This is a genomic window from Oceanicaulis sp. (genome assembly GCF_051859625.1).
Lineage (GTDB): Bacteria > Pseudomonadota > Alphaproteobacteria > Caulobacterales > Maricaulaceae > Oceanicaulis.
In genome coordinates this window covers 536,327-560,932 of record NZ_JBHYFH010000001.1, presented here as the reverse complement: position 1 = coordinate 560,932, position 24,606 = coordinate 536,327, and the positions used below count along the sequence as shown (strand labels likewise).

Annotated in this window: 18 protein-coding genes and 1 tRNA gene; 13 read left to right on the top strand and 6 right to left on the bottom strand. The window is 60.8% G+C overall.

The genetic code is table 11. From position 1 onward, the window contains the following. Position 1: 1 nt before the first annotated feature. Both groL and groES read right to left on the bottom strand, forming a co-directional pair. Entirely contained in the window at positions 2-1,642 is a 1,641-nt protein-coding gene (gene groL / locus ACTIGF_RS02620) for a chaperonin GroEL (protein WP_439635389.1), read from the bottom strand. Positions 1,643-1,696: 54 nt separating this feature from the next. Continuing rightward, positions 1,697-1,984 (bottom strand): co-chaperone GroES, encoded by a 288-nt coding sequence (gene groES, locus ACTIGF_RS02615; protein ID WP_022700132.1) that lies wholly within the window; start codon positions 1,982-1,984, stop codon positions 1,697-1,699. 292 nt (positions 1,985-2,276) lie between these two features. On the opposite strand from groES, the gene ACTIGF_RS02610 reads away from it, so the two are divergent. From ACTIGF_RS02610 to ACTIGF_RS02600, 3 genes are all read left to right on the top strand, one after another. Then, positions 2,277-2,930, top strand: a complete 654-nt coding sequence (locus tag ACTIGF_RS02610) for an OmpA family protein (protein WP_439635388.1) — start codon at positions 2,277-2,279, stop codon at positions 2,928-2,930. Positions 2,931-3,126: 196 nt separating this feature from the next. Next, positions 3,127-4,389 (top strand): EAL domain-containing protein, encoded by a 1,263-nt coding sequence (locus ACTIGF_RS02605; RefSeq protein ID WP_439635387.1) that lies wholly within the window; start codon positions 3,127-3,129, stop codon positions 4,387-4,389. A gap of 50 nt (positions 4,390-4,439) precedes the next feature. Continuing rightward, positions 4,440-5,288, top strand: a complete 849-nt coding sequence (locus tag ACTIGF_RS02600) for a TIGR01459 family HAD-type hydrolase (protein WP_439635386.1) — start codon at positions 4,440-4,442, stop codon at positions 5,286-5,288. Here ACTIGF_RS02600 and ACTIGF_RS02595 read toward each other — a convergent pair whose 3' ends face one another. Beyond that, positions 5,289-6,011, bottom strand: coding sequence for an SIMPL domain-containing protein (locus tag ACTIGF_RS02595; protein WP_439635385.1), 723 nt, complete (start codon positions 6,009-6,011; stop codon positions 5,289-5,291). Positions 6,012-6,190: 179 nt separating this feature from the next. On the opposite strand from ACTIGF_RS02595, the gene ACTIGF_RS02590 reads away from it, so the two are divergent. The 5 genes from ACTIGF_RS02590 to ACTIGF_RS02570 all read left to right on the top strand — a co-directional run bounded on the left by ACTIGF_RS02590 (position 6,191) and on the right by ACTIGF_RS02570 (position 12,083). After that, positions 6,191-6,267 (top strand) — tRNA-Ile (locus tag ACTIGF_RS02590). Between the two features lie 40 nt (positions 6,268-6,307). Next, positions 6,308-6,829 (top strand): HAD-IA family hydrolase, encoded by a 522-nt coding sequence (locus ACTIGF_RS02585; protein WP_439636639.1) that lies wholly within the window; start codon positions 6,308-6,310, stop codon positions 6,827-6,829. A gap of 546 nt (positions 6,830-7,375) precedes the next feature. Continuing rightward, complete coding sequence (locus tag ACTIGF_RS02580) at positions 7,376-10,273, top strand: TonB-dependent receptor (RefSeq protein ID WP_439635384.1); 2,898 nt, start codon at positions 7,376-7,378, stop codon at positions 10,271-10,273. A 164-nt stretch (positions 10,274-10,437) separates the two neighbouring features. Next, positions 10,438-11,157, top strand: coding sequence for a FadR/GntR family transcriptional regulator (locus tag ACTIGF_RS02575; protein ID WP_439635383.1), 720 nt, complete (start codon positions 10,438-10,440; stop codon positions 11,155-11,157). Positions 11,158-11,186: 29 nt separating this feature from the next. After that, positions 11,187-12,083 (top strand): SMP-30/gluconolactonase/LRE family protein, encoded by an 897-nt coding sequence (locus tag ACTIGF_RS02570; protein WP_439635382.1) that lies wholly within the window; start codon positions 11,187-11,189, stop codon positions 12,081-12,083. An 18-nt stretch (positions 12,084-12,101) separates the two neighbouring features. On the opposite strand, the gene ACTIGF_RS02565 is transcribed toward ACTIGF_RS02570, so the two are convergent. Next, positions 12,102-13,754, bottom strand: coding sequence for a sodium:solute symporter (locus ACTIGF_RS02565; protein ID WP_439635381.1), 1,653 nt, complete (start codon positions 13,752-13,754; stop codon positions 12,102-12,104). A gap of 191 nt (positions 13,755-13,945) precedes the next feature. Continuing rightward, positions 13,946-14,977: an arabinan endo-1,5-alpha-L-arabinosidase gene (locus ACTIGF_RS02560; protein WP_439635380.1), complete on the bottom strand. Its 1,032-nt coding sequence runs from the start codon at positions 14,975-14,977 to the stop codon at positions 13,946-13,948. A gap of 163 nt (positions 14,978-15,140) precedes the next feature. Between ACTIGF_RS02560 and ACTIGF_RS02555 the strand changes: the two genes are divergently transcribed. Genes ACTIGF_RS02555 through ACTIGF_RS02535 form a run of 5 tightly spaced genes read left to right on the top strand, consistent with a single transcriptional unit; the run spans position 15,141 to position 22,715 of the window. Then, entirely contained in the window at positions 15,141-16,712 is a 1,572-nt protein-coding gene (locus ACTIGF_RS02555; protein WP_439635379.1) for an aldehyde dehydrogenase (NADP(+)), read from the top strand. A gap of 49 nt (positions 16,713-16,761) precedes the next feature. Then, complete coding sequence (araD1, locus tag ACTIGF_RS02550; RefSeq protein WP_439635378.1) at positions 16,762-17,751, top strand: AraD1 family protein; 990 nt, start codon at positions 16,762-16,764, stop codon at positions 17,749-17,751. After that, entirely contained in the window at positions 17,748-18,674 is a 927-nt protein-coding gene (locus ACTIGF_RS02545) for a Gfo/Idh/MocA family protein (protein WP_439635377.1), read from the top strand. The genes araD1 and ACTIGF_RS02545 overlap by 4 nt, the downstream gene beginning before the upstream one ends. A gap of 55 nt (positions 18,675-18,729) precedes the next feature. Further along, entirely contained in the window at positions 18,730-20,361 is a 1,632-nt protein-coding gene (locus tag ACTIGF_RS02540; protein ID WP_439635376.1) for an alpha-N-arabinofuranosidase, read from the top strand. Between the two features lie 5 nt (positions 20,362-20,366). Beyond that, positions 20,367-22,715: a beta-L-arabinofuranosidase domain-containing protein gene (locus ACTIGF_RS02535; protein ID WP_439635375.1), complete on the top strand. Its 2,349-nt coding sequence runs from the start codon at positions 20,367-20,369 to the stop codon at positions 22,713-22,715. Positions 22,716-22,791: 76 nt separating this feature from the next. Here the strand turns inward: ACTIGF_RS02535 and ACTIGF_RS02530 are convergent, their stop codons facing one another. Beyond that, a complete protein-coding gene (locus ACTIGF_RS02530; protein WP_439635374.1) occupies positions 22,792-24,597 on the bottom strand; it encodes an IlvD/Edd family dehydratase in 1,806 nt (601 codons plus the stop codon). Positions 24,598-24,606 lie beyond the last annotated feature (9 nt).

Here is a 24,606-nt window from a genome sequence, read left to right as displayed (position 1 = left end):
CTTAGAAGCCCATGCCGCCCATGCCGCCCATATCAGGCGCAGCCGGAGCTGCACCTTCTTTTTTGGGCTTTTCAGCGATCGCCGCTTCGGTGGTGATCAGCAGGGAGGCGACAGACGCCGCGTCCTGCAGAGCGATGCGGGACACTTTCACCGGATCGATGACGCCGGATTTCACCAGGTCTTCGTACTCGCCGGTCTGGGCGTTGTAGCCGAAGTTCACATCGTTGTTTTCCAGCACTTTGCCGACGACGATGGAGCCTTCAACGCCTGCGTTTTCGACGATCTGGCGGATCGGAGACTGCAGGGCGCGCGCCACGATGGCGATGCCCTGGTTCTGATCTTCGTTATCGCCGGTCACGCCTTCAAGCGCCTTGGTGGCTTTCAGCAGCGCAATGCCGCCGCCCGGCACGATGCCTTCTTCCACCGCAGCGCGGGTGGCGTTCAGGGCGTCGTCCACGCGGTCCTTGCGCTCTTTCACTTCGATTTCCGAAGCGCCGCCGACCTTGATCACCGCAACGCCGCCAGCGAGTTTCGCCAGACGCTCTTGCAGTTTCTCTTTGTCGTAATCAGACGAGCTGTCCTCGACCTGACGACGGATCTGGTTCACGCGGCCTTCGATGGCCTCTTTCTCACCGGCGCCGTCCACGATGGTGGTGTCGTCTTTGGTGATGGTGACTTTCTTGGCGGTGCCCAGCATGTCGAGGGTGACGTTCTCGAGCTTGATGCCCAGGTCTTCAGAGACGACCTGACCACCGGTGAGAACGGCGATGTCCTCGAGCATGGCTTTCCGGCGATCGCCGAAGCCCGGCGCCTTGACGGCTGCGATTTTCAGGCCGCCGCGCAGCTTGTTGACCACCAGGGTCGCCAGCGCTTCGCCTTCAACGTCTTCTGCGATGATCAGCAGTGGACGGTTGGACTGAACCACAGCTTCCAGAACCGGCAGCATGGCCTGCAGAGAAGACAGTTTCTTCTCGAACAGCAGGATGTACGGGTCTTCGAGATCCGCGATCATCTTTTCGGAGTCGGTGATGAAGTACGGCGACAGGTAGCCGCGGTCGAACTGCATGCCTTCCACGACGTCCAGCTCGGTCGCCAGAGACTTGGCTTCCTCGACGGTGATCACGCCTTCATTGCCGACTTTCTCCATGGCGTTGGCGATCATGTCGCCAATTTCTTTTTCGCCATTCGCGGAGATGGTGCCGACCTGAGCAACTTCAGAATTGCCCTTGATCGGGGTCGCGGAGGATTTCAGGTGCTCGATGACCAGCGAGACGGCTTTGTCGATGCCGCGCTTGAGGTCCATCGGGTTCATGCCGGCGGCGACCGATTTCATGCCTTCACGCACGATCGATTGCGCCAGAACGGTGGCGGTGGTGGTGCCGTCGCCCGCTTCGTCATTGGTGCGCGAAGCGACTTCGCGAACCATCTGGGCGCCCATGTTCTCGAACTTGTCTTCCAGTTCGATTTCCTTCGCTACGGACACGCCGTCCTTGGTGGTGCGCGGAGCGCCGAAGGATTTCTCGATCACCACATTGCGGCCTTTCGGGCCGAGGGTGACTTTCACGGCGTCGGCGAGGGTATCCACGCCTTTGAGCATTTTTTCGCGGGCGGAAGCGCCGAACTTAACGTCTTTGGCAGCCATTGTTCGTCCCTATCAATCTTGAGTGTGTGGTTCGGAAAAGCGGTGAGGCGGCGATTAGCCGACCACGCCCAGAATGTCGGACTCTTTCATGATCAGCAGATCCTGACCTTCCAGAGTGATCTCGGTGCCGGACCATTTGCCGAACAGCACGCGGTCGCCGACCTTGACGTCCATGGCGATCAGAGCGCCCTTGTCGTCACGGGCGCCCGGGCCCACAGCCACGACTTCAGCTTCTTGCGGCTTTTCCTTGGCGGTGTCGGGGATGATGATGCCGCCAGCGGTCTTGGATTCTTCCTCGACGCGCTTGACAACAACGCGGTCCTGCAGAGGACGAAATTTCATTGCCGGTACTCCGTTTTTGAGCGTCAGCTCACTGAAGATCTGGTTTAGCTCTCGCCGCCTCGAGGCGCTTAGCACTCTCTTGGGTCGGCTGCTAACAGAGGCGGAGGTAAGAGGCGCGCGTGACCCCGTCAAGAGCGCCGAGCGACATTTTTGGCCGCGTAATTCAGCGCGATCTCCAGCCGGTTCAGCCTGCGTTCATGCACACGTCGCGCACATAGGCTAGGATAGGGCTAGCTAGACGGGGAACTTCTAGGTTAGTTCTGCGTTTTAGGGGACGTTTACGGGAGAGAGTATGATGTTTCGTTCAATGATCGCCGCCGTCATGGCGCTGGGCCTTGCGGCCGCCTGCACCACCACTGACCAGTATGGCAATGTCACGCAGAACCGGACGGGCACCGGCATTCTGGCCGGCGCAGCGGCTGGCGCGCTGCTGGGCACGCTGGCGGGCGGTGATGACCGCCGCAATGCGCTGATCGGCGCGGGCGTGGGCGCCCTCGCTGGCGGCGGCATCGGCAACTACATGGATCGCCAGGAAAACGCTTTCCGCGAGCGTCTGCGCGGTTCGGGCGTGACCGTGCGTCGTGTGGGCAATGACCTGTATCTGGTGATGCCGGGTGATGTGACCTTCGCCACCAACTCCGCCCAGATCAGCGGCCGCTTTGGTCCTGTGCTCAATGATGTGGCGGACGTGCTGATGACCTATCCGGCCACGTATGTGGACGTGATCGGTCATGCCGACAGCGTCGGCGACGCCGGCTACAATCAGGCGCTGTCCGAGCGCCGCGCCAGCTCTGTGGCGTCGGAACTGATCGCACGCGGCGTCATGCGTGACCGTCTGTATGTTGCGGGCATGGGCGAGAGCCAGCCGATCGCCTCCAACGACAGCGATGCAGGCCGCGCTGCGAACCGCCGCGTGGAAATCAAGATCGCCCCGCACACCTCGTAACTGCGAGGCGGGAGACCGCGATTAACGACAAGGCGCGTCCGCATGTGCGGGCGCGCCTTTGTTTTTTCCATTTGTCCACGGCTCACAGCGTTAACGTTCTGACAAGTCCGGTTAACGCACTTTATGATCGCCAAAATGAGTGTGATTCGTTGGACTTGGTCTGGTCTGGACCAAGTCGCGACATTCAGGAGCGAGAATGCCGCGCGCAAGCGACATATTGGTGATCCTAACCTATGCGATGGTCGCCATCGTCGCGGCTCTGGCGTTTGATCGCTTCGGGCTGATGTCGGCCGAGCTCGCCTGGATGATGGGCGCGCTGGTGTTCCTGATCGGCGGCCAGGTGCACGCCTCTGTCGCGCGCGCTGAAGAACGCAAACTCTTTGAGGACGAGATCCATCTTCTCAAAGCCGCCAACATGTCCATGCTTGATGAGCTGAGCAGCGCTCAGGACCGGATTGAAGCGCTGGCGGAGACCGCGGTCGCCACCAAATCCAAGACAGCGGAAACCCGCACTTCGGCCACACAGGAGTCGGCGCTGGAATTGAGCCAGCCGATCCAGGCCGCGGGCGATCCGCAAAACGCCGATGAGCGTCTGGTCGCTGAAATTCTGGCGCGACTGGAAGGCGGCGGTCGCGCTGCGCCTGTCGCCGCCCAGACGCCGGATGCGGTGGATCTGGTGCGCCGGGCGCTCGATGACAATCGCGTCGATCTGTATCTGCAGCCTGTGGTCGGCCTGCCGCAGCGCCGCACGTATTTCTATGAAGGCTATACGCGCATTCGCGACGAAAACGGTCAGGTTCTGGGACCGGGCGAGTTCCTGGCCGCCGCCGAAGAAGCGGGCCTGATCACCGATGTGGACAATCTGCTGCTGCTGCGTTGCGTGCAGATCGTGCGCCGTCTGACCAAGTCTGATCGCCGGGTCGGCGTGTTTTGCAATGTCTCTATCCGTTCGCTCGCCGATGAAGACTTCTTCCCCGCCTTCCTCGATTTCTTGCGCCGCAATTCCGACCTCGCCGGCGCGCTGATCTTTGAATTGCCGCGCGCCCAGTTTGAAAACCGCTCCGCCACCGCCGCCCGCAATATGGCGCGTCTGGCCGATTTCGGGTTCCGCTTCTCCATCGACCAGGTCAATGACCTCAATATCGACCTTGCGGAGCTGCAGCGCGCGGGCGTTCGCTTCATCAAGGTGGCGGGCGACCGCCTGATCGCCGCCGCCCATGGCGCCGAGCCGATTGCAGGGCGTGAACCGGGCGCCTTGCGCCCTGAAGACGTGGCGGGTCTGTTCGCGCGTTATGGCGTGGATTTGGTGGCTGAAAAGATCGAGGTGGAGAGCACGGTGGTTGAAGTGCTTGATCTCGACGTCGCCTATGCCCAGGGGCATCTGTTCGGCGCGCCGCGCCCGGTGCGCGATGAAGTGCTCAACGAAGCCGATAACAAGCTGCGTCGCGCTGCGGGCTAGGGTGTGCTTTCATCGTTGACGCGCGCGTCTCAGCAGCCTAGCTCCGCGCCATGACCGATTTTCCTCGCCTCTCCGATCTCGCCCAAGACTATGACGCAATCCTGTGTGACGTCTGGGGCGTCATCCGCGATGGCTCGGACCTTTTGCCCGAAGCGCTCGACGCCTTGCGCCGCTATCGCGCTCAGGGCGGAACCGTGGTGCTGGTGTCAAATTCACCGCGTCGCGCATCATCGCTTGAGAGCTTCCTCAAACAGATGGGATCGGGCGAGGATGTCTGGGATGGCGCCGTCAGCTCGGGCGAGGCGACCCATGCCTTGCTTGAAAGCCGCGCGCCAGGTCCCGCCTTCAAGCTCGGCCCCGATTGGGATGACGCGCTGTATGAGGGGACGGGGCTGGAGTTCGCCAAGCTCGAAGACGCCGCCTTCATCTCCTGCACGGGCCTGTTTGACTGGGAAAACGAGACCCCGGACGACTACACGGATCTTCTGACCGAAGCCAAGCTGCGCCGCCTCGACCTGATCTGCGCCAATCCCGATATCGTCGTTCAGTTTGGCGACGGCTTGCGCTATTGCGCGGGCGCGCTGGCGCAAAAATACCAGGAGATGGGCGGGACGGCGATCATGGCCGGCAAACCCCATCCACCGATTTACGATCTGGCCTATCGCGAGATCGAGCGCCTGCGCGGCGAGCGTCTGGACAAGGCGCGGGTTCTGGCCGTGGGCGATGGCCCGCACACCGATATTCAGGGCGCCCAGTCTGAAGGCGTGGATGCGCTGTTCATCGCCGACGGCATTCTGGGGCAGGCCTTCGAGGCCGGGTTTGACGCACACAAAGCGGCCGCCCTCCTTGAGGAGGACGGCCTTGTTGCGCGCTATTGTGCGCCCAAGCTGGTCTGGTGATCAGCCTTCGATCTCCCAGGTCCCGTTGACGGTGATCGAGACGACAAGCTCGCCGCCCGAGACCGGCGTGGCTGAATCTTCCATCGCCATGGCGCGCGAGAACATCACCGGCTGGGGCGCATAGCCGCCGCTTTCAGAGAAGTTCAGCAGGCGCTCGACGGTGAACCCGCCCGCCTCGGCGTAGAGGTCGCGGGTCTCGTACAGCTCGGCGACAGCGCGGCGCCGCGCTTCGGTCTCTGCGGCGTCGGCTTCAGAGCTGGAGAAGGTCACGCCGTTCAGCGAGTTGGCGCCCGCCTCAAACAAGGCGTCGATGGCCGGGCCGACGCTGTCCATGCCGCGCACCAAAGCGGTGACGGTGTTGCGCGCGCTATAGCCGGTGATCTCACGCGTGCCGCCGTCGCGGCTGGACGGCTGGGAATAGACCGGGCTGACATTGAGCTGGCTGGTCTGAATGTCGCGCGCTTCGACGCCGGCCTCCTCCAGCGCGCTGAACACGCGCTGCATGCGTTGGCTGTTGGCGCGCAGCGCCTCGGCCGCCGTGCGCGCCTCGGTGACGACGCCGGCTGAGACTTGCGCCTGGTCCGGGGTGATGCGGACTTCGCCGCTGGCTGACAGGCTCAGCTGTGCGGTCTGTTCCTGCGCGGGCGCGGTTTGGGCGACCGCTGCAGCGGGCAGGGCGGTGGTGGTCATCAGGGCGGCGGCGAGAAAAACGGTGCGGATCATAATAGCTCTCCCAGTCTGTTGTGCGTCCAGTATACGGTCTTTGAAGCCCGTCTCATGTCGGAAACGCGACTCTTTGATGGCCGTTCCCTGAACGCCTGTTCAGCTGCGTCTCGCCGCCATCGCCACTTTGCCAAATTCGCCGCCCGCGTTATCAAGTCAGGACGCTGTCTCGTCTCAGCGGGCCTGTAGCTCAATTGGTTAGAGCCGGCGGCTCATAACCGCTTGGTTGGGGGTTCGAGTCCCTCCGGGCCCACCAGAGCTTCTGGAAAACTTCAGGGGTAAAGCACTGTCAGGACCTGTCTGTCAGGACAGCCGTTGAACGGGCCGTGCCCATCCCTGGCGTGCTCGACTCTATCGCTCGGCTGCGCAAGGCCGGCGTCAAGATCGGCTCGACCACAGGATATGCCCGCAAGACGCTGGACAAGCTGGCGCCGGCCGCCGCAGCGCTGGGGTATGCGCTTGATGTTATTGTAGCGGGTGATGAAGTCGAGAATGGTCGACCAGGGCCTGGCATGATGCTGGCTTGCATGCAGGCGTTGGGCGTGACCGCAGAAGAAACCGTCAAGGTGGATGACGCCGCTGCGGGCGTGGCTAAAGGGCGTGCTGTTGGCGCTTATACATTTGGTCTGGCGTTGACCGGCACGCTTGCAGGTCTGGATAAGCGACAACTCTTCAATCTGGGCGGTCTAGAGCAGCAGCGCCTTCGCGATCGGGCTGAGAGCATTTTGGTTCCAGCCGGAGCGAACCGGATTATCGGTAGCGTCGCAGGTTTGGCGGATATTTTGCTCAGAGAGCCAGCCTTCCATCTAAAGGGGTGAACCCTTTACAGGCTTGCTCGCCATGGCATTTCGAGCATTGAAACCTCTTTGTTCCCGCCAAGCCCATCATCGTTGCGGTCTGTTGCCCAAGACACTCATGGTTCTAAGGCGGCGCCGTGCCCGGATCAATTTCCATGACTCCTTTGGCCGGGGGGGCTTGTCCAGACGCTCATAGAGCTGACTTCCCAGAATGAATGGTCTACTTTAGTGGTGTTTTCACCAAGGTTGTTCCGAGGCGCTGGTTGTCAAAGTAGTCTTTGATTCGGAATGCTGCACTAGCGAATTTCTTTGATAATTATTTGTGCAGGCGCGAAGTGCTTTGCGATAGTTTGGTATAATTATACGATAAAAGGACTGGGTGCGTGTGTCTGAAGGATGTAATTTCACTATAAATTATAAGTTAATCTATTGTTTTATAAGTGAATTTGGGAGATTTTTTAAAAGTTCAATTTAAGCGGGCTGAGGCGTTGACATTCAATAAGTAAGATAAATACTCTCAATAGATGTCAGGGTGAAAATACACTCGACCGAAATGGGGAGGACAGAATGAACGTTAATCAGGGACAGAGTGAACACAGCCGTCTGAAGCGCCTGCTGAAGCTGTCTTGCGGTGTGCTGGCGCTTGGGCTGGCCATGCCGTCGGCCTATGGTTTCCAACAGGCCGACGAGGGCGAAGCGGCCGAGCAGCAAGAAACGCGAGACGTGATTGTGGTGACCGGCATCCGAGCCTCGGTCACCCAGGCGCTGGATCTCAAGCGCACGTCGACCGAGATCGTGGATTCGATCGTTGCTGAAGATATTGCGGAATTTCCCGACAACAATGTGATTGAGGCGCTCCAGCGTGTTGCTGGCGTGCAGATTACAGACCGGGGGGCGGGCGAGGGCTCTGCCCTGACGATCCGGGGACTTCCGGACGCAACCACGACCTTCAATGGGCGTAATGTTTTCACAGCCTCCGGCGCGGCCCTGTCCCTTGCAGATGTGCCGGCCAACCTTGTTCAGCGTTTGGATGTCTACAAGACCCGCTCTGCTGACCAGTTTGCAGCCGGTCTGGCGGGACAGATCGATATTCGCACCCGACGTCCGTTCGATTTCGAGGATTTCAGCTTATCGGCGGTCGCGCGTGCGACCTATAATGAGCAATCGGACAGGATTGATCCCAATTTCAGCGCCCTCATCGCAAATCGTTGGGAGACGAGCGCCGGTGAATTCGGCCTCATGGCGAATGTCAGCTATTCCGAGACCCATTATCGCGATATGGGGGCCTCGGCGGGGGCGATCATCCCGTTCGCTACCGCGGACAATCCCCCGCCCGGCTTCGCGCCGCTCGAGCGGATCTTCCCGACCGATGCGCGCGTGGTCGACGCCAATGGTGAGCAAGTTGAAATCTGGCAGCCAGGCCTGGACCGTGGTCTGCCTGATGCGGCCGGCTCCACGCTGAATTTCGGCACGCTGGGCGATTATGAATATGTTCTGGCGCGCGATGCGCTCTTTGCGGGGGATCTCTACGGCGAACGGGAACGCCCGGCCTTTAATATCGCCGCGCAATGGTCGCCCAACGCCAATGCGGTTTATACGGCGGAATACCTCTACCAGGGCTTCCGGTCGCAAACCTTCAACAGCCTGCACTTCACCTTCGCGGACTGGTGGGGATCTCTGGGCGCCGATCCGGGCTCGACGTTCGAGACATATGAAGGCACGAATGTCATTTCCTCTCGCACGGTTCGGGATGTCTTCGGCTTCCAAAGCGGGGATTTCACCGACAGCCAGACCGACAGCCATGTCTTTGCGCTGAACGGGGACTGGACGCTGTTTGACGATGCCCTGAATCTGGTGGGGGATTTATCCTACCAGACCTCGGAATTTGAAACCGCCTTCATCGCGATGCGCACATCGCGCGTTGCGCCGGAGCTCACCGTGGACTTCAACTCGGGCAATGGCATGCCTGACTGGGGCTTTACGGATGAATCCCTTCTGCTCGATCCGTCTGTCTGGACGGTCGGGGAGCTGTTTGACAATCGCGGGCGCAATACCGGCGACGCCATCACCTTCTCTCTGGATGGCGATTACGATCTGGACCGGGGACGTGGCGGCTTCCTGCAAACCTTCAGCGCGGGCCTTCGCTGGGACCGCCGCGGCGCCACAGAGGGCATTTGGGAGCAACCCCAATCCGTCGGAGCTCTGGGCCAGCCGTTTTCGAACCTGCCTGAAGCGGCCTATCATGTGAACAAGGGTTTCAACGACGGTCGGTCTGATGTGCCGACAAGCTGGGTGCTGCCCAATGGCTACTGGTTGGCGGACAATGCTGATCAGGTGCGCAGCCTTTACGCGGCGGCTTTGCCAGCCTTGGACATCGAGTTGAGCGACGAGATCGAGATCGTGGATGATTTCGATGTCGAAGAAACCACCATGTCGGTCTACGCCATGCTCGACATGCAGTTCCAGCTGGCCGAGCGTCCCCTGGATGTGCGTCTGGGCGGCCGTTACACCAGTGTGGAAACCGATATTGCGTTCACGGACCGCATTACCGGTGATTCCTCCGATGCATCGCCTTCCAGCGAGAAATTCCTGCCGTCCGTGCTGCTGCGTTATGAAATGACGGACGACATCGTGCTGCGGTTTAACTACGGCGAGACCTTGCGCCGTCCGGCTTTCGCAGCCCTAAATCCGAATTTCAGCCTGACAGAAGACTTGACCAATGTGGGCTATGGCAATGGCGACGGGGGCAATCCCGATCTCGATGTCACCACGTCGAAGAACTACGACTTCTCGGCTGAATGGTATTTCGGCGACGATGACGCGTTTTACGTGACGGTCTTCCGCCGTGAAGTGGATGGCCTGGTGGTTCCGCTGAACCGGCGCATCACGATCCCGAACGACCGCTACAACACCGACCTCTTCGTGGTCAGCCAGCCCGTGAATGCGTCTGACGGCGTGCTTGAAGGCGCAGAAATCGGTCTGACCTACTTCCCGGACAATCTGCCCGGTTTGCTGGACGGGTTCGGGGTTCTGGGCAGCGTCACCTTCCTGGATTCCGAGCAGAATATCCCGCTGACCAACAGCGCGGGCGAGATCGTTGGCGAGGAAAACACGTCTTTCTTCGGCGTTTCGGATTTCTCCTACAACGCCACGCTGGCTTACGAGAACGAATGGCTTGGCGCGCGCCTGTCCTATGTGTATCGGGAAGACTTCCTGAATGCGAATGAGGAGCGCAACTTCGCCAACCCGATCGGGATCTGGCGTCGTCCCGAAAAGAGCCTGGATCTGGCTGTGAACCTGAACTTGCGTGACAACGTCTCTGTGACGTTCGACGCCGTGAACATCACAGACGAGGTCCAGCAGGAATACTATGCGTTCGGCGATGCAGGCGGACCGGATATCTACAATTTCCGGAATCTCATCCTCGGCCGGACTTTCACGGTGGGCGTCAAATATGACTTCTAGAGTTTGAAGCCCCCCTGACTGACTGGCGTCGCTGCATTCCCTCCAACCAGAGGGTTCGGCGGCGCCAGTTTTCCTGTGCATTCAAGACTTCAGGTAAGCTTGAACCCACTCGGGCCGCGCTGTAAGCATATGATAATATAAAAAGCTGCAGAGCGGACATCGTAATGGAACGACATCAGAACCTGACCATGAGCGTCAATCAGGCCCTGGGCCGTGAGATTGCGACGGGCAAGTACCCGCCCGGATCGTCCCTGCCGCCTGAGAAGGATCTGGTGATTGAATTCAACGCCAGCCGTACGGTACTGCGTGAGGCAGTGAAAATGCTCGCCGCCAAAGGGCTGGTTGATACTCGCCCCCGCCGCGGCACGGTCGTCAAACCCGAGGGCGACTGGAATCTGGCGGATCCTGACCTGCTGGGCTGGTTGCTTCACCGCAAGAATGTTCTGCCGCTGATTCTGGAGTTTGCGGATGTGCGGCTTGCCATCGAACCGGCTGCGGCGGCTCTGGCCGCCCGTATGCGGGATCCAGACATGATTGCTGAAATGGAGGGCGCGCTGCAGCGGATGATTGATGCCGAATCCGGCAATGACGATTCCCTGGAAGCGGATATCGCCTTTCACGTCGCCATTTTGCGCGGCAGCGGCAACCGGTTCTTCTGGAGCTTACGCTATATGGTTGAAGTCGCTTTGCGATTTTCAATCCGGATCACCAACGCCCGCAAGGCCGGGCGCGGCCCTTCCATCCCGGCGCATAATCGCGTCCTGCAGGCCATCAGGGCGGGCGACCAGCAAGCGGCTGAGTCCTCCATTCGCGCTTTGATCATCGAATCCAAGACTTTGCTGTATGAGGCGCAGGAAAAGGACGACACAACTGTGCTCGGCTAAGATTGACCCGTATTATCAAGGAAAATCAAATGGCGTCTGATGTCTTGAAGGCTGAACTGATTGGCCGCCTTGATTGCAAGGCGACGCTTGCGGAAGGCGTGATCTGGGACGAAGAGGCGCATGCGGTATTCTGGGTCGATATTGAAGGCGCCAGGCTGTGCCGGGCGCGCACCCCATTTGAAGCATTCGAAGTCTTTGAAACGCCTGAACGGATTGGCTCCATTGGACTCGTCGAAGGGCGCACAGACTGCCTGATTGCTGCATTTGAAAGCGGGTTCGCACTTTTCCATTTCGAGACGGGCCAGGTGGACTGGCTTGCCAGGCCTGAACTGGCCAGCGATGTCCGCTTCAATGACGGCCGGGTAGACCGGATGGGGCGCTTCTGGGCCGGGACCATGGTCGAGACCGCGGCCCGGCGCCACTCAGGGGATGGCGCATTGTTCCGACTGGATGCGTCTGGTCAGGCCTCTGTTCACCTCAAGGGGATCGGCATCTCAAACAGTCTGTGCTGGAGCCCTGATGGGGCGACGATGTATTTCGCAGACACGCCTGAAAAGACCATTTGGTCATTTGATTTTCAGGACGGTCGGCCGAGCGGGCAGGCCGTGTTTGCAAGATGCGCCGCGGGCGCGCCTGACGGGTCAGCTGTGGATGCAGACGGCTGTGTCTGGAATGCGGAGTGGGGGGCTGGCCGGGTCGTGCGGTATGACGCGCAGGGCCGCATTCTGGGTCACGTGCCGGTTCCGGCGCCCCATGTCAGCTGCGTGGCGTTCGGCGGCGAAGCGCTGGACTTGCTGTTCGTCACGACCGCGCGAGCCGAGATGAGCGCGGACGCGCTTGAGCGCACCCCTGAGGCCGGTTCGGTTTTTGTCTACAAGACAGATTGTAAAGGTCTTCCCGAAAGCCGCTGGCGTCCTGTTGACTGACGCCAGCGGCAAGCGGGCCTACCAGAAAATGATATAGATGATAGCGGTGATCGACAGGATCGCCACGGTGTGAACCACATCCCAGAGGTTCCAGCTGGCCCTGACATCCTGCGCCTGCTCAGATGAGATCGACTGATGTGTCAGTCCGTCTAGAGCTTCACGCGATTTCGGACGGGTCACCAGAGAGACCACAAACATGACCGCCAGCGTGAACGCCAGCAGCCCGCAGCAATAATACAGCCAGTTCAGGGACTGGATTGCGGTCAGGGCGGGGTGGGCGTTGGTCAGCCCAGGCGACAGGTCAAGCACGAGCCTGAGCATGCCGGCGGCGAAGCCCGCCACCAGGCCGTAGAAGCCAGCTTCGGGCGTGGCGCGAGTCGACCACAGACCAACGAAGAAGACCGCGACGATGGCGGGCGCAATCAGACCCTGAACCTTTTGCAGCGCTTCATACAGGGAATCGCCCAGCATGGGGATGACCGGCACCCAGGCGATGCCCAGCAGAACAACGACCAGTGTCGCGCTCCGGCCTACGGAGAGATAGTGTTTCTGCGTGAGCCCGGGGCGAATACGCTCATAGAAGTCCACGGTGAATAACGTGGCGGATGAGTTGAAGAGCGAGGCCAGCGAGCTCATTAAAGCGGCGATCGCGCCGCCCAGCACCACGCCCTTCACCCCTGCCGGCAACAGCTCTCTGACCAAGGTGGGGAAGGCGGCGTTGGCGCCGCCTTCCAGCGAGATCAGTCCCTCCTGGGCCATGGCGGCGGCGATCATGCCCGGCATCAGGAAGATGAAGACCGGCAGGAGTTTGAGATAGCCGCCAAAAATGGCCCCGCGCCGCGCTTGCGTCATGTCACGCGCCGACAGGACGCGCTGGACGATGTATTGATCTGTACACCAGTACCAGGCGCCAATGATGATCGATCCGCCAACCACGGCGGGCCAGGGGAAGTCCGGATCATCAATGGGACGGAATAGATGCATGTTCTCGCCGCTGGCCTGTTTCAGGACGACAAACCCTTCCATTAGCCCGCCATCTCCACCGAGTTGGGTCAGCCCGACGAAAAGGATGATCACCGAGCCCAACAGCAGCACCGGTGTCTGGATGACAGATGTCCAGAGCACCGCCTTCATGCCGCCGACGACGGTGTAAAGGCCGGTGATGAGCACGAGTGAAATCGCAGCAATCCAGAAGAAGTCGATGCCGAACATCGTATCGATGCCGAAGATTTCCTGAATGGCCAGGCCGCCGGCGAACACGGTGACGGACACCTTTGTGAGCACGTAGGACACAAGGGAGATAAAGGAGAAGAAGGTCCGCGTGCGGCTGGAATAGCGCTTCTCGAGGTATTCCGGCGTTGTAAAGATCTTGGCGCGCCAGAAATAGGGCGCGAAAACCCAGGCCAGCACCAGGATAAGCCAGGACTGCAGCTCCCAATGGGCCATGGCCATGCCGTTCTCAGCGCCCGCAGACGCCAGGCCGACCAGGTGTTCAGACCCGATATTGGAGGCGAAGATCGAGGCCCCGATGACCAGCCAGCCGGCGTTGCGACCAGCGAGGAAATAATCCTCGGTATCTTCTTCTTTCATCAGGGCGACCCAGACGACCACCCCCAGCAGCACCAGGGCGAAAAGCCCCAGGATCGCCCAGTCCAGCGCAACGAACGACATTTTCCCTCTCATTGGCGACGCCTGCGGCGCCACACACGCCGACAAGTCACCTCTCTGCCTAAGGGAGACACTGCTCGGATCGTCGCGCCCGAATTCGGGCGTCGCAATCCTGTTCCTCCCCCTATGCCGTGCGCCTTGTGTGACGCTTGAGCATATTTATCTGACAAATAGAGGGGTTTCAGGTCCGTCCGTCAAGTGACGACGGGCCAATCATTGCGCCACTGGATGGGACGAATTCGTAATGTCGGTATTCCGTCCGCCTGCAGGTCATAGGCGTGATGCACCAGATAATCCTGGTCTGTGTCGCGCAACACCGCGCAATGGCCCGGCCCGACAAAGCGGCCATCGGGGTCATCCGCGGCTTGAAGAATGACCGTTCCTCCGCCTTGCATCATGTCAACCCCGTCCTGGTCCAGATATGGGCCAGTCGCCTGTCGGGAGCGCCCGACAACGGTGCGATAGGTGCTCTCTTCCCCGCGGCAGCACAGGCCAAACGAGGCGAACAGGTAATGCCAGCCGTTGCGGACAATGATGAAAGGCGCCTCGATCGCGCCGGGGCTGGGTCGCTGGGCGATGGCATGCAGCTCCGGCTCTGCTTCCAGCGCCAGGCCTGTGAGCGGATCAAGCTCGAAAACCTTCAGGCCGCTCCAGAAGCTGCCGAACGACATCCAGTGTCGCCCATCGGCGTCTGTGAAGACGGCGGGGTCAATGGCATTGTAATCATTGGCGTCCGTTGATCGGAAGACAGGCCCTCGATCAACCCAGGACGTGGGAGACGACAGGTCGTTGCAAACCGCCATGCCAATGGCGGATTTGTTTTCGCCAAAGCTTGAGACCGAATAATACAAGCGATGTTCGCCCTCTATGGTGACGATATCAGGCGCCCAAAGCCCGCGACTCTCCGGATAGTCGCTTCGGGTCCAGTCCGGCATTTCGGCAAAAACGGCGCCGTGCAGGGTCCAGTCTGTGAGATTGGTTGATGTTCGCCAGTGCACAAGTCCGGGCGCTTCACCCATGTGCGAGGTGGAAAACAGATGGTAGACGCCATCCGTCTTGAGGATGGCCGGATCGTGGACGGGGGTCAGGTTCCCGCTCAGCGCTAGCGGAGCAAGACCGCTTGCAGGCTGTAATCTGGAGCTCGCGAGCGAACACCCGCCAAGCCCGGCAGCCGCACCTGTTGCGAGCGCACCCCAAACAGCACGTCTTGTAAATCCTTCTGGCATGAACGCCCCTCCCGCATTTTCAAAAAGCAGCCTCTTGCTGACTTTGAAAAAGCCGCCGGGCTGTCTTGTCATGGCAAATTATCATATTTATCGTCTTAGCCAACTTCTTGATGGGTCTGGCGGGTGAACCGCCGTCCCGACGCAAAAATCGGAGCACCGACGGATGAGTATCACCGGCGAACTTTTCATCGCAGGCGAACGCGTGGCCAACGGCGAAACCTACAAGGCCGTGGACCCCTCGACGGGCAAGGAGCTCAGAGAAACCTTCTCCATTGCTTCGACGGCGGATGTGGCAAAGGCCTGTGAAGCAGCCGGCGATGCTTTCGCGTCCTATTCCGCAAGCGCGCCGGAAGATCGCGCGCGCTTTCTCGAAGCGATCGCCGACAATATCGAGGCGCTGGGCGATGAACTGCTGGAGCGCGGCGTTCTGGAAACTGGCCTGCCGACAGCGCGTCTGACAGGTGAACGCGGCCGGACAGCCAACCAGCTGCGTTTGTTCGCCAGTGAATTGCGCGATGGTGGGTATGAAGGCGTCCGTATCGACAGCGCGCTTCCCGATCGGGAGCCTGCGCCTCGCCCTGCCTTGCGCACCCGTAAGGTCGCGCTGGGCCCGGTTGCGGTCTTTGGCGCGAGCAATTTTCCGCTGGCCTTCTCGGTTGCAGGCGGGGACACCGCTTCGGCCTTGGCGGCGGGCTGCCCCGTGGTCGTCAAGGCGCACCCGGCCCATCCGGGCGTGTGTGAACTCGTCGCCGGCGCCATCGCAAAGGCGGTCAAGGATTGCGGTCTGCACAAAGGCGTCTTCTCGATGGTGGCGGATACCGGACACAAGGGCGGTCAGGCGCTTGTGGCGGATCCCAACATCAAGGCCGTGGGTTTCACTGGATCGCGCGGCGGCGGCCTGGCCTTGATGAAGATCGCCGCCGAACGCGCCGAGCCCATCCCGGTTTACGCCGAGATGAGCGCCGTAAACCCGGTCGTGTTGTTCAAGGGCGCGCTCGAGAAAGACGCGGCTGGACTGGGCGAAGCCTTTGTCGGTTCGCTGACCATGGGCGCCGGTCAGTTCTGCACCAATCCGGGGCTTGTCTTTGCGATTGATCGCCCGGAGCTGGACGCCTTCGTGGACGCCGCGCGCAAAGCGGTGGAGGCCGCGTCGCCGCAAGTCATGCTGACCGCGGGAATCAAGTCCGCCTATGACAGCGGCGTGGAGAAGCTCGCCCAGGTCAAGGGTGTGAAAAAGCTGGCGCGCGGCGAGGATGGCGATGCCTGTGGTGCCGGGCCCGCACTCTTTGAAGCGGCCGCCGACATCTTTGAAGGTGATGCCGCGCTGAGCGAGGAAGTCTTCGGGGCCAGTTCCGTGCTCGTGCGCTGCAAGGATGAAGCGAGTTTGATCAAGGCGCTTGAACGACTTGAGGGCCAGCTGACCGCTACGCTGCATCTGACCGAGTCCGACCATGCGCTCGCTTCGAAAGTTCTGCCGGTTCTGGAGCGCAAGGCGGGCCGCATTCTCGCAAATGGTTGGCCGACCGGCGTGGAAGTCTGCCACGCCATGGTTCATGGCGGCCCGTTCCCGGCGACCAGTGATACGCGCAGCACCTCTGTGGGGACCATGGCGATTGATCGTTTCCTGCGGCCGGTCTGTTTGCAGAACATCCCTGAAGCCCTGCTGCCGGCCTCGCTGAAAGGCCAGGGGCTGGACGGACGGTTGCGTCGCGTCGATGGCGAATGGCGCAGCTGAGCCATCCAGTACAGTAACTAGACAAGATACAAATTAATCGGGGGAAACCATGACGCTGAGGCTGGTCCAGTATATCGACGCTTCAAACGCGCCCAGTATCGCTTTGCTCGATGACTCGGGGCCAGCGCGCCGCATTGAAGGCTATGAGCACGTGCTCGACATGGCGAAAGCCGCGCTTTCAGAAAGCGTGTCTCTTGCAGAGCTGGCGAGCCGTCAGGCGGGCGCTGAGATTGATCTTGATGACCCCAAGACCGTGAAGGCCTTGCGGGCGCCCATCAGTCATGGCGATCCGGCCCATCTGGCGCTCACTGGCACGGGTTTGACCCATCTGGGCTCGGCTGAAGGCCGTGACAAGATGCACAAGGCGGCCGCCGGCGAAACGCTGACGGATTCCATGCGCATGTTCAATATCGGTCTGGAGGGCGGCAAGCCGGCCCCGGGCGAGGAGGGCGCCCAGCCTGAATGGTTCTACAAGGGCGATGGTTCCGGCGTCGTGGCGAGCGGCGAGGCGCTTCAGTCTCCGGCCTTTGCGCTGGATGGCGGTGAAGAGCCTGAAGTGGCGGGCGTCTATCTGATCGACGACGAAGGCTGCCCGCGTCGTCTCGGATTTGTGCTGGCCAACGAGTTCTCTGACCACATCACCGAGCGTGGCAATTATCTCTGGCTCGCACACTCCAAATTGCGTCCCGCCTCCTTGGGGCCGGAGCTCTATCTGGGCGATTTGCCCCCTAGCGTGATCGGCAAGAGCCGCATCATCCGCAATGGCGAGATCGTCTGGGAGAAGGACTTTCTCTCGGGCGAAGACAACATGTCTCACTCGCTGGCCAATCTGGAGAACCATCACTTCAAGTATGAGCAATTCCGTCGGCCCGGTGATGTGCATGTGCATTTCTTCGGCACGGCGACATTGTCGTTCTCGGATGGCTTTGAAACCCGGGAGGGAGATGTTTTCGAAATTGAAGCCGCGCCCTTCCGACTGCCTTTGCGCAACCCATTGAAGCGCGCCTCCAAGGTCAGCGTCGAGGTCAAAGCGTTGTGAGTAAGGTCAAACTCGCCCTGATCGGCATCGGCAAGATCGCGCGGGACCAACACATCCCGCACATCGCCGAAAGCCCGGATTTTGAGTTGGTTGCAGCCGTGACGCGACACACGGCGCCTGAGGGCGTTCCAGGCTATCCGACGCTCGCCGCCATGAAAGCCGCTCACCCGGAGGTGACGGCTCTGTCTGTTTGCACGCCGCCGTTCGGACGGCTAGACGTGGTGCGCGAAGCCCTGACGCTGGGGCTTGATGTAATGATCGAAAAACCACCCGCGGCCACCGTGAGTGAGGCGCGCGCCAGTGTTGCGCTAGCCGCCGAGACGGACCGCGTTTTTTATGCGACCTGGCATTCGCGTGAAGCCGCCGCCGTTGAGCCGGCCAAGAGCTGGCTCGCGGACAAGATGATCAAGCGCGTCACCACACACTGGAAAGAGGATGTGCGCGTCTGGCATCCAGGACAAAGCTGGATCTGGAGCCCGGGCGTCGGCGTGTTTGATCCGGGGGTGAACGCCCTCTCGGTGCTCACTGAAATCCTGCCCGGGCCCGTGCTTCTCGACAGGGCTGACTTGCGTTTCCCGGAAAACAAGGACGCTCCGATCGCCGCTGATCTCGATATGAGATGTGGGTGCGATGTGCCTGTCCGGGTCGAGTTCGACTTTGACCAGACTGGCGAGCAGACCTGGATGATCGAAGTCGAAACCGATACCGGAACGCTGCGCCTGACTGACGGCGCCTCGCGGCTCTGGCTGGATGACGCTCCGGTCAAGACATCCGAAGACCCCGAATACCGCCGTCTGTATCGCCGGTTCGCTCAATTGTTGGCGGAGCGTCGGTCAGACGTCGACATGTCACCCTTTCAACTTGTGGCGGACGCTTTTCACATCGGCCGACGCCAAACGGTAGGGCCATTCAACGACTTCTGATGACCCAAGCGCCGGCAAGTGCGCACGGTCATGCATGACACAAGGGAGGAATGTCATGAAACGGACTACGAACTCTGCGGTGGCGTTTGCCGCTATTCTGGCCGCGGGTGCGCTGGCGCCTGCAAGTCTGGCTCTGCAAGACGGGCCGCCCAATCCCGCCGACGTGTTTGACGCGCAAGAGCGTCTCGATCACTGGAGACCTGCGCGAAACGCTGAACTCAGAGCCGATCTGGACGCCACGGGCGCTCCGATAGCGCCGGAGATCTATGGTCACTTCGCCGAACATCTGGGTCGCGGCATTTATGAAGGCATCTGGGTTGGCCCGGAGTCCGATATCCCCAACACCAATGGCTATCGGCAGGATGTCGTTGAGGCGCTGAACGTCCTCGACGTGCCGGTGGTGCGTTGGCCGGGCGGCTGCTTCGCAGACGAGTATGACTGGCGTGACGGCATTGGGCCGCGTGACGAGCGTCCGGTGCGGATCAATACGCACTGGGGCTGGGTGACCGAAGATAACAGCTTCGGCACGCACGAATTCATGAATTTCGCCGAGCTGATCAATGCTGACGCCTATGTGGCAGGCAATATGGGATCCGGTTCGCCGCGTGAAATGGCTCAATGGGTCGAATACATGACCTCCGATATGGAGACGAGCCTGGCGGAGGAACGGCGCGCGAATGGTCGTGACGAGCCCTGGGATATGCCTTATTTCGGTGTGGGCAATGAGAGTTGGGGATGCGGCGGTCACATGACCGGCGAATACTCAGCCGATTTGCACAATCGCTACGCCACCTTCATCAAATCGCCTCCGGGCGCCGAAACGCGTGTCGCGCGTGTGGCCACGGGCGCCAATGTGAATGATTACGCTTTCACACGCGCCTTGATGCGCGATGCGCGTCCCTGGCTGATGGATGCGTTGTCGCTGCACTACTACACCTTCGCAGGGCGTTGGGAAGACAAGGGCGCCGCCACCGAGTTCACCGAGTCCGAGTGGGGTCGCACGCTCTATCACGCCCTGTTCCTGGAAGAGCTTGTGGCCGAGCATAGCGCCATCATGGATGAGTATGATCCGGAGAAACGGGTCGGTCTTTATGTGGATGAGTTCGGCACCTGGTTTGAATCCACCGTAGGCTCCACTCCGGGCTTCCTCGAGCAGCAGAACACCATTCGCGACGCGCTTGTGGCGGGGCTGTCCTACAACATCTTACATCGTCATACCGACCGGGTCCGGATGGCCAACATCGCCCAGATGGTGAATGTGCTTCAGGCGTCCATCCTGACGCGTGGCGAAGAGATGATCCTGACGCCGACCTATCATCTCATCCGCATGTATCAGCCCTTCCGTGGCGCGACGCCGATTGATCTCACGATCGAGGCGCCGTCGGTGGAGATTGGCGGCGATGCCTTTCCGCATGTCGACGCGTCGCTCGCGCGCATGGAGAATGGCGATCTGGTCCTGTCGCTGATCAATCTGCACCCGACCGAGGCGATCACTGTACCGACCAATCTGAGCGGTTCGGTGACGGGTGAGGTGCTGACCGGCGCATCGATTGACGCCCACAACACCTTTGAGGCGCCTGAAACGGTCACTCCGGCGATCTATGACGGCGCCCGTGAGCGGAATGGGGCTCTCAGCTTCGCGCTGGAACCGCGTTCGGTGACGGTCGTGCGCATCGCACAGGACTGATCTCAATGCAGTCTCGACGCGGATTTCTTGCAAGCGCCAGTTTTCTGGCGCTTGCGGGAGCCGTGGCGCCCGGTTGGATGCCCGCCGCCGCGTTCACAGGACGGTCGACGCGCCGTCAGCCCTTGCCCTTGCGGGATGTGAGGCTCAAGCCTTCGATTTTCGCAGACGCTGTTGAACGAAACAGTGAATACCTGCTGTTCCTTTCCCCCGACCGGCTGCTGCACAATTTCCATCTCAGCGCGGGTCTGGAGCCACGCGGGCCGGTCTATGGCGGCTGGGAAGCCCGCGGCATCGCCGGACATACTCTGGGCCATTATCTGACGGCCTGCGCGCTGGCCTATGCCCAGACCGGGCGCGGCGAATTACGGGAGCGGGTCGCTTATGTGGTCGACCAGCTGGCAATGTGTCAGGCGGCGCACGGCGACGGCTATGTGGGCGGGACGACTGTCGAACGAAACGGCGAAGTCGTTGACGGCAAGATCATCTTTGAAGAACTGCGAGATGACGACATCCGCACTGGCGGCTTCGACATCAACGGGGGCTGGGTGCCGCTGTACACCTGGCACAAGGTTCAGGCCGGTCTGATCGACGCGTTGCGTCACGCTGAGCTGGACGCGGCCAGGCCGGTTCTGCTCGGCATGGCGGCATATCTCGCGGAGATACTCGAGGGGCTCGATGACAGCCAGATGCAGACCTTGCTCGCCGCCGAGCATGGCGGGCTGAACGAAGTCTATGCCGAACTCTACGCGCTGACCGGCGAGCGGCGCTGGCTGACCCTGGCGGAACGGATCCGGCATAGGTCAGTGCTGGACCCGCTGGCCGCCGGCGCTGACCCCTTGCCGGGGCTGCATGCCAACACTCAGATTCCCAAAGTCATTGGTCTGGCGCGCCTTCACGAGCTGACAGGCGAGACGCAATACCGGGAAACGAGCGAGCATTTCTACGCTCTTGTGACGGACCACTATTCCTATGTGATCGGCGGCAATTCAGAGCGGGAACATTTCCCCGAACCCGATGTCATCGCGGGGCGCCTGACAGACCGAACCTGTGAAGCTTGCAATACCTACAATATGCTCAAGCTGGCGCGCCATCTGCATGCCTGGTCGGGCGACCCGGCGATACTGGATTATTACGAGCGCGCCCATCTCAACCACATCATGGCGCACCAGCACCCCCAGACCGGCGGGTTTGTATACTTCATGCCTTTGGCGTCGGGCTCGCGACGGATCTATTCAGAACCTGAGGACAGTTTCTGGTGTTGCGTGGGCAGCGGCATGGAAAGCCATGCCAAACATGGCGAGTCCATCTGGTGGGAAGATGAGGGCGGTCTCTATCTGAACCTCTATTACGCGTCCCGCGCTCACTGGAGAAATGGCGGGATGACGATCTCGCTGGACACCGATTTTCCGATGGACGAGCAGGTGACGATCACCATCGAGGACGCGCCAGACGCCGATCGAAGTCTGGCCTTGCGAATACCCGGTTGGTGCGCCAATCCGGAACTGTCCATAAACGGGGCGCTTCATAGGGTGGAGGTTCAAGCCGGTTATCTGCGCCTCACTCGCAGATGGCGCGCCGGAGACGTGATCCGCCTCAGGCTGCCAATGGCGCTTTCAATGGAAACGCCGCCGGATGCCCCCAACCTGACGACTTATTTGCATGGCCCTCTGGTGTTGGGGGCGGATCTTGGCGACGCAGCGGAGCCCTATGAGGCCTTGCCGCCAGCGCTGATCAGCGCCGATCCTGGAGCGGCCTTGCAGGCGACGGGCGCGGGGTTTGCGCAATACGCCATGGGGGGCGCTGAACCTCGGGGGCTCACTCTAAGCCCTTTCTTCAGCCAGTATGACAGGCGATCCGCCGTCTATTTTCCAAGCTTCACCCCGGAGGAATGGGCGCTTCAACGTGATGCGTTTGAAGCTGAGCAGCGTGCGGAAGCGGTTCTGCAGGCCCGGACAGTGGACGTCATCCATCTGGGAGAAATGCAGCCCGAACGCGATCATGACTTCCGCTTCAATCAGGCGGACCTGATCGCTTTTGGCGGGTTGACCGGGCGCCAGGCCTGGTGGGGCGAGGGCAACTGGATGGCCTTTGATCTGGCGGTCGATGATGGCCCCATGATCTTGCAGGCTCTGTATTGGGGTGAAGAGATCAACAAGGATTTCGAGGTCCGGGTTGACGGCCAGCTCATTGCCCGAGAGCGTCGGGATCGTGAACCCGATCAGGAATTTCACGCTGTGGATTATCCGCTTCCTCTTGCTCTTACCCAGGGTAAGGACGAGGTCGAGATCCGCTTCGTGACACGCGGCACTGATGCGCCAGTCTATGTCGCTCGGATGCTTCGCGAGGAAGGCTGAACCTCAGGCGTCTTCTTATGAAAACGGGGCGACACTGGAGTTCCCAGTGTCGCCCCGTCATGCGCAAGTGGTATGCTTAATGATTGTTACGAGGCGGCCCATACTTCCGGGTGATGTCCTTGTATTTCAGAGCCGGTTCCAGAACGGCGCCGGTTCCCAAATCTCCGACAACGCTGCGCTGCATTTCCTGCCAGGGCGTCTGGCTCTCGGGATACTTGTAGCCGCCCTGTTGCTCCAGAGCGTCTTTGCGGCGTTCCCATTCGTCGGCGTCGACCATCGCATTGACTTCGCCCGTATTGAGATCGACCCGGATTGTGTCGCCGGTCTGAAGCAGGGCCAGGCCGCTATTCACTGCCGCTTCGGGCGAAGCGTTCAGGATTGACGGGCTGCCGGATGTGCCGGATTGGCGGCCATCGCCAATGCAGGGCAGGGCTTCTACGCCTTCCGCCAGCAGGCTGGCCGGTGGGCGCATGTTCACGACTTCTGCCCCGCCTGGATATCCGATCGGACCGGCGCCCCGCATGACAAGGATAGAGCGCGCAGTCGCGCCCAGATCAGGAGAGTCGATGCGGTGGTGATAATCTTCAGGCCCGTCAAAGACGATGGCTTTGCCTTCGAAGGCATTCGGATTTGCTGGATCAGACAGGAACTCCTTGCGGAACCAGTCCGAAACCACGCTCAGTTTCATGATGGCGTTATCGAACAGATTGCCATGAAGGACCGTAAAGCCGGCATTCTGGCGTATTGGACGGCTGAAGGGTCGAATGACGTCTTCGTCGTGGATTGTCGCGTCCTTGTAGTTCTCGCCGATAGTCGCGCCGTTCACCGTGAGCGCATCTTCCTCAATCAAGCCCTGAGCCATCAGTTCGGACATCACCGCGGGCACGCCGCCCGCGCGATTGAAATCCTCGCCCAGATATTCGCCGGCGGGCTGGAGATTGACCAGGAGCGGCAGATCGCGACCGTAAGTCTGCCAGTCATCCAACGTGAGCTCGACGCCCAGATGGCGGGCGATGGCGATCAGGTGAATGGGCGCATTGCTGGATCCGCCGATCGCCGCGTTCAGGCGAATGGCGTTCAGGAACGCCTTGCGCGTCATGATGTCAGAGGGTCGGCGGTCCGCGTGAACCATGTCCACGATGGCGCGTCCGGTATGGTAGGCGTTCTCGGCACGGTCCCTGTGAGGCGCCGGGATCGCCGCCGAGCCGGGCAGGGACATGCCCAGTCCCTCGGCCAGGGAATTCAGGGTGGTGGCCGTGCCCATGGTGTTGCAATACCCGGTCGAAGGCGCGGAGGATGCAACGATGCGGATGAACTCCTCTTTGTCGATCTCGCCTGCGGCGTACATTTCGCGCGCTTGCCAGACGATGGTTCCCGAGCCGGTTCGCTTGCCTTTGTACCAGCCGTTCAGCATGGGGCCGACCGAGAGGGCGATCGAGGGGATATTGACCTGCGCGGCCGCCATCAGGCAGGCCGGCATGGTTTTGTCGCAGCCAATGGTCAGGACGACCCCGTCAATAGGGTAACCGTAGATCAGCTCTACAAGGCCCATATACGCGAGGTTCCGGTCCAGCCCTGCGGTTGGACGTTTCCCGGTTTCCTGGATGGGGTGAACCGGAAATTCAATCGGAATTCCGCCCGATTCCCGAATGCCTTCACGCACCCTCTCAGCCAGCTGGAGGTGGTGCCGGTTGCAAGGCGACAGATCGCTGCCGGTCTGGGCGATGCCGATGATGGGACGCCCGGATTGCAGCTCTTCCAGGGACAGACCGAAGTTGAGATAGCGCTCAAGATAAAGCGCCGTCATGTCCGGGTTTTCGGGGTTGTCAAACCAGTGTCGCGAGCGAAGGTTCGTTTCGGATCGACGTTTGGTGTCGCTCATTAAACTGAA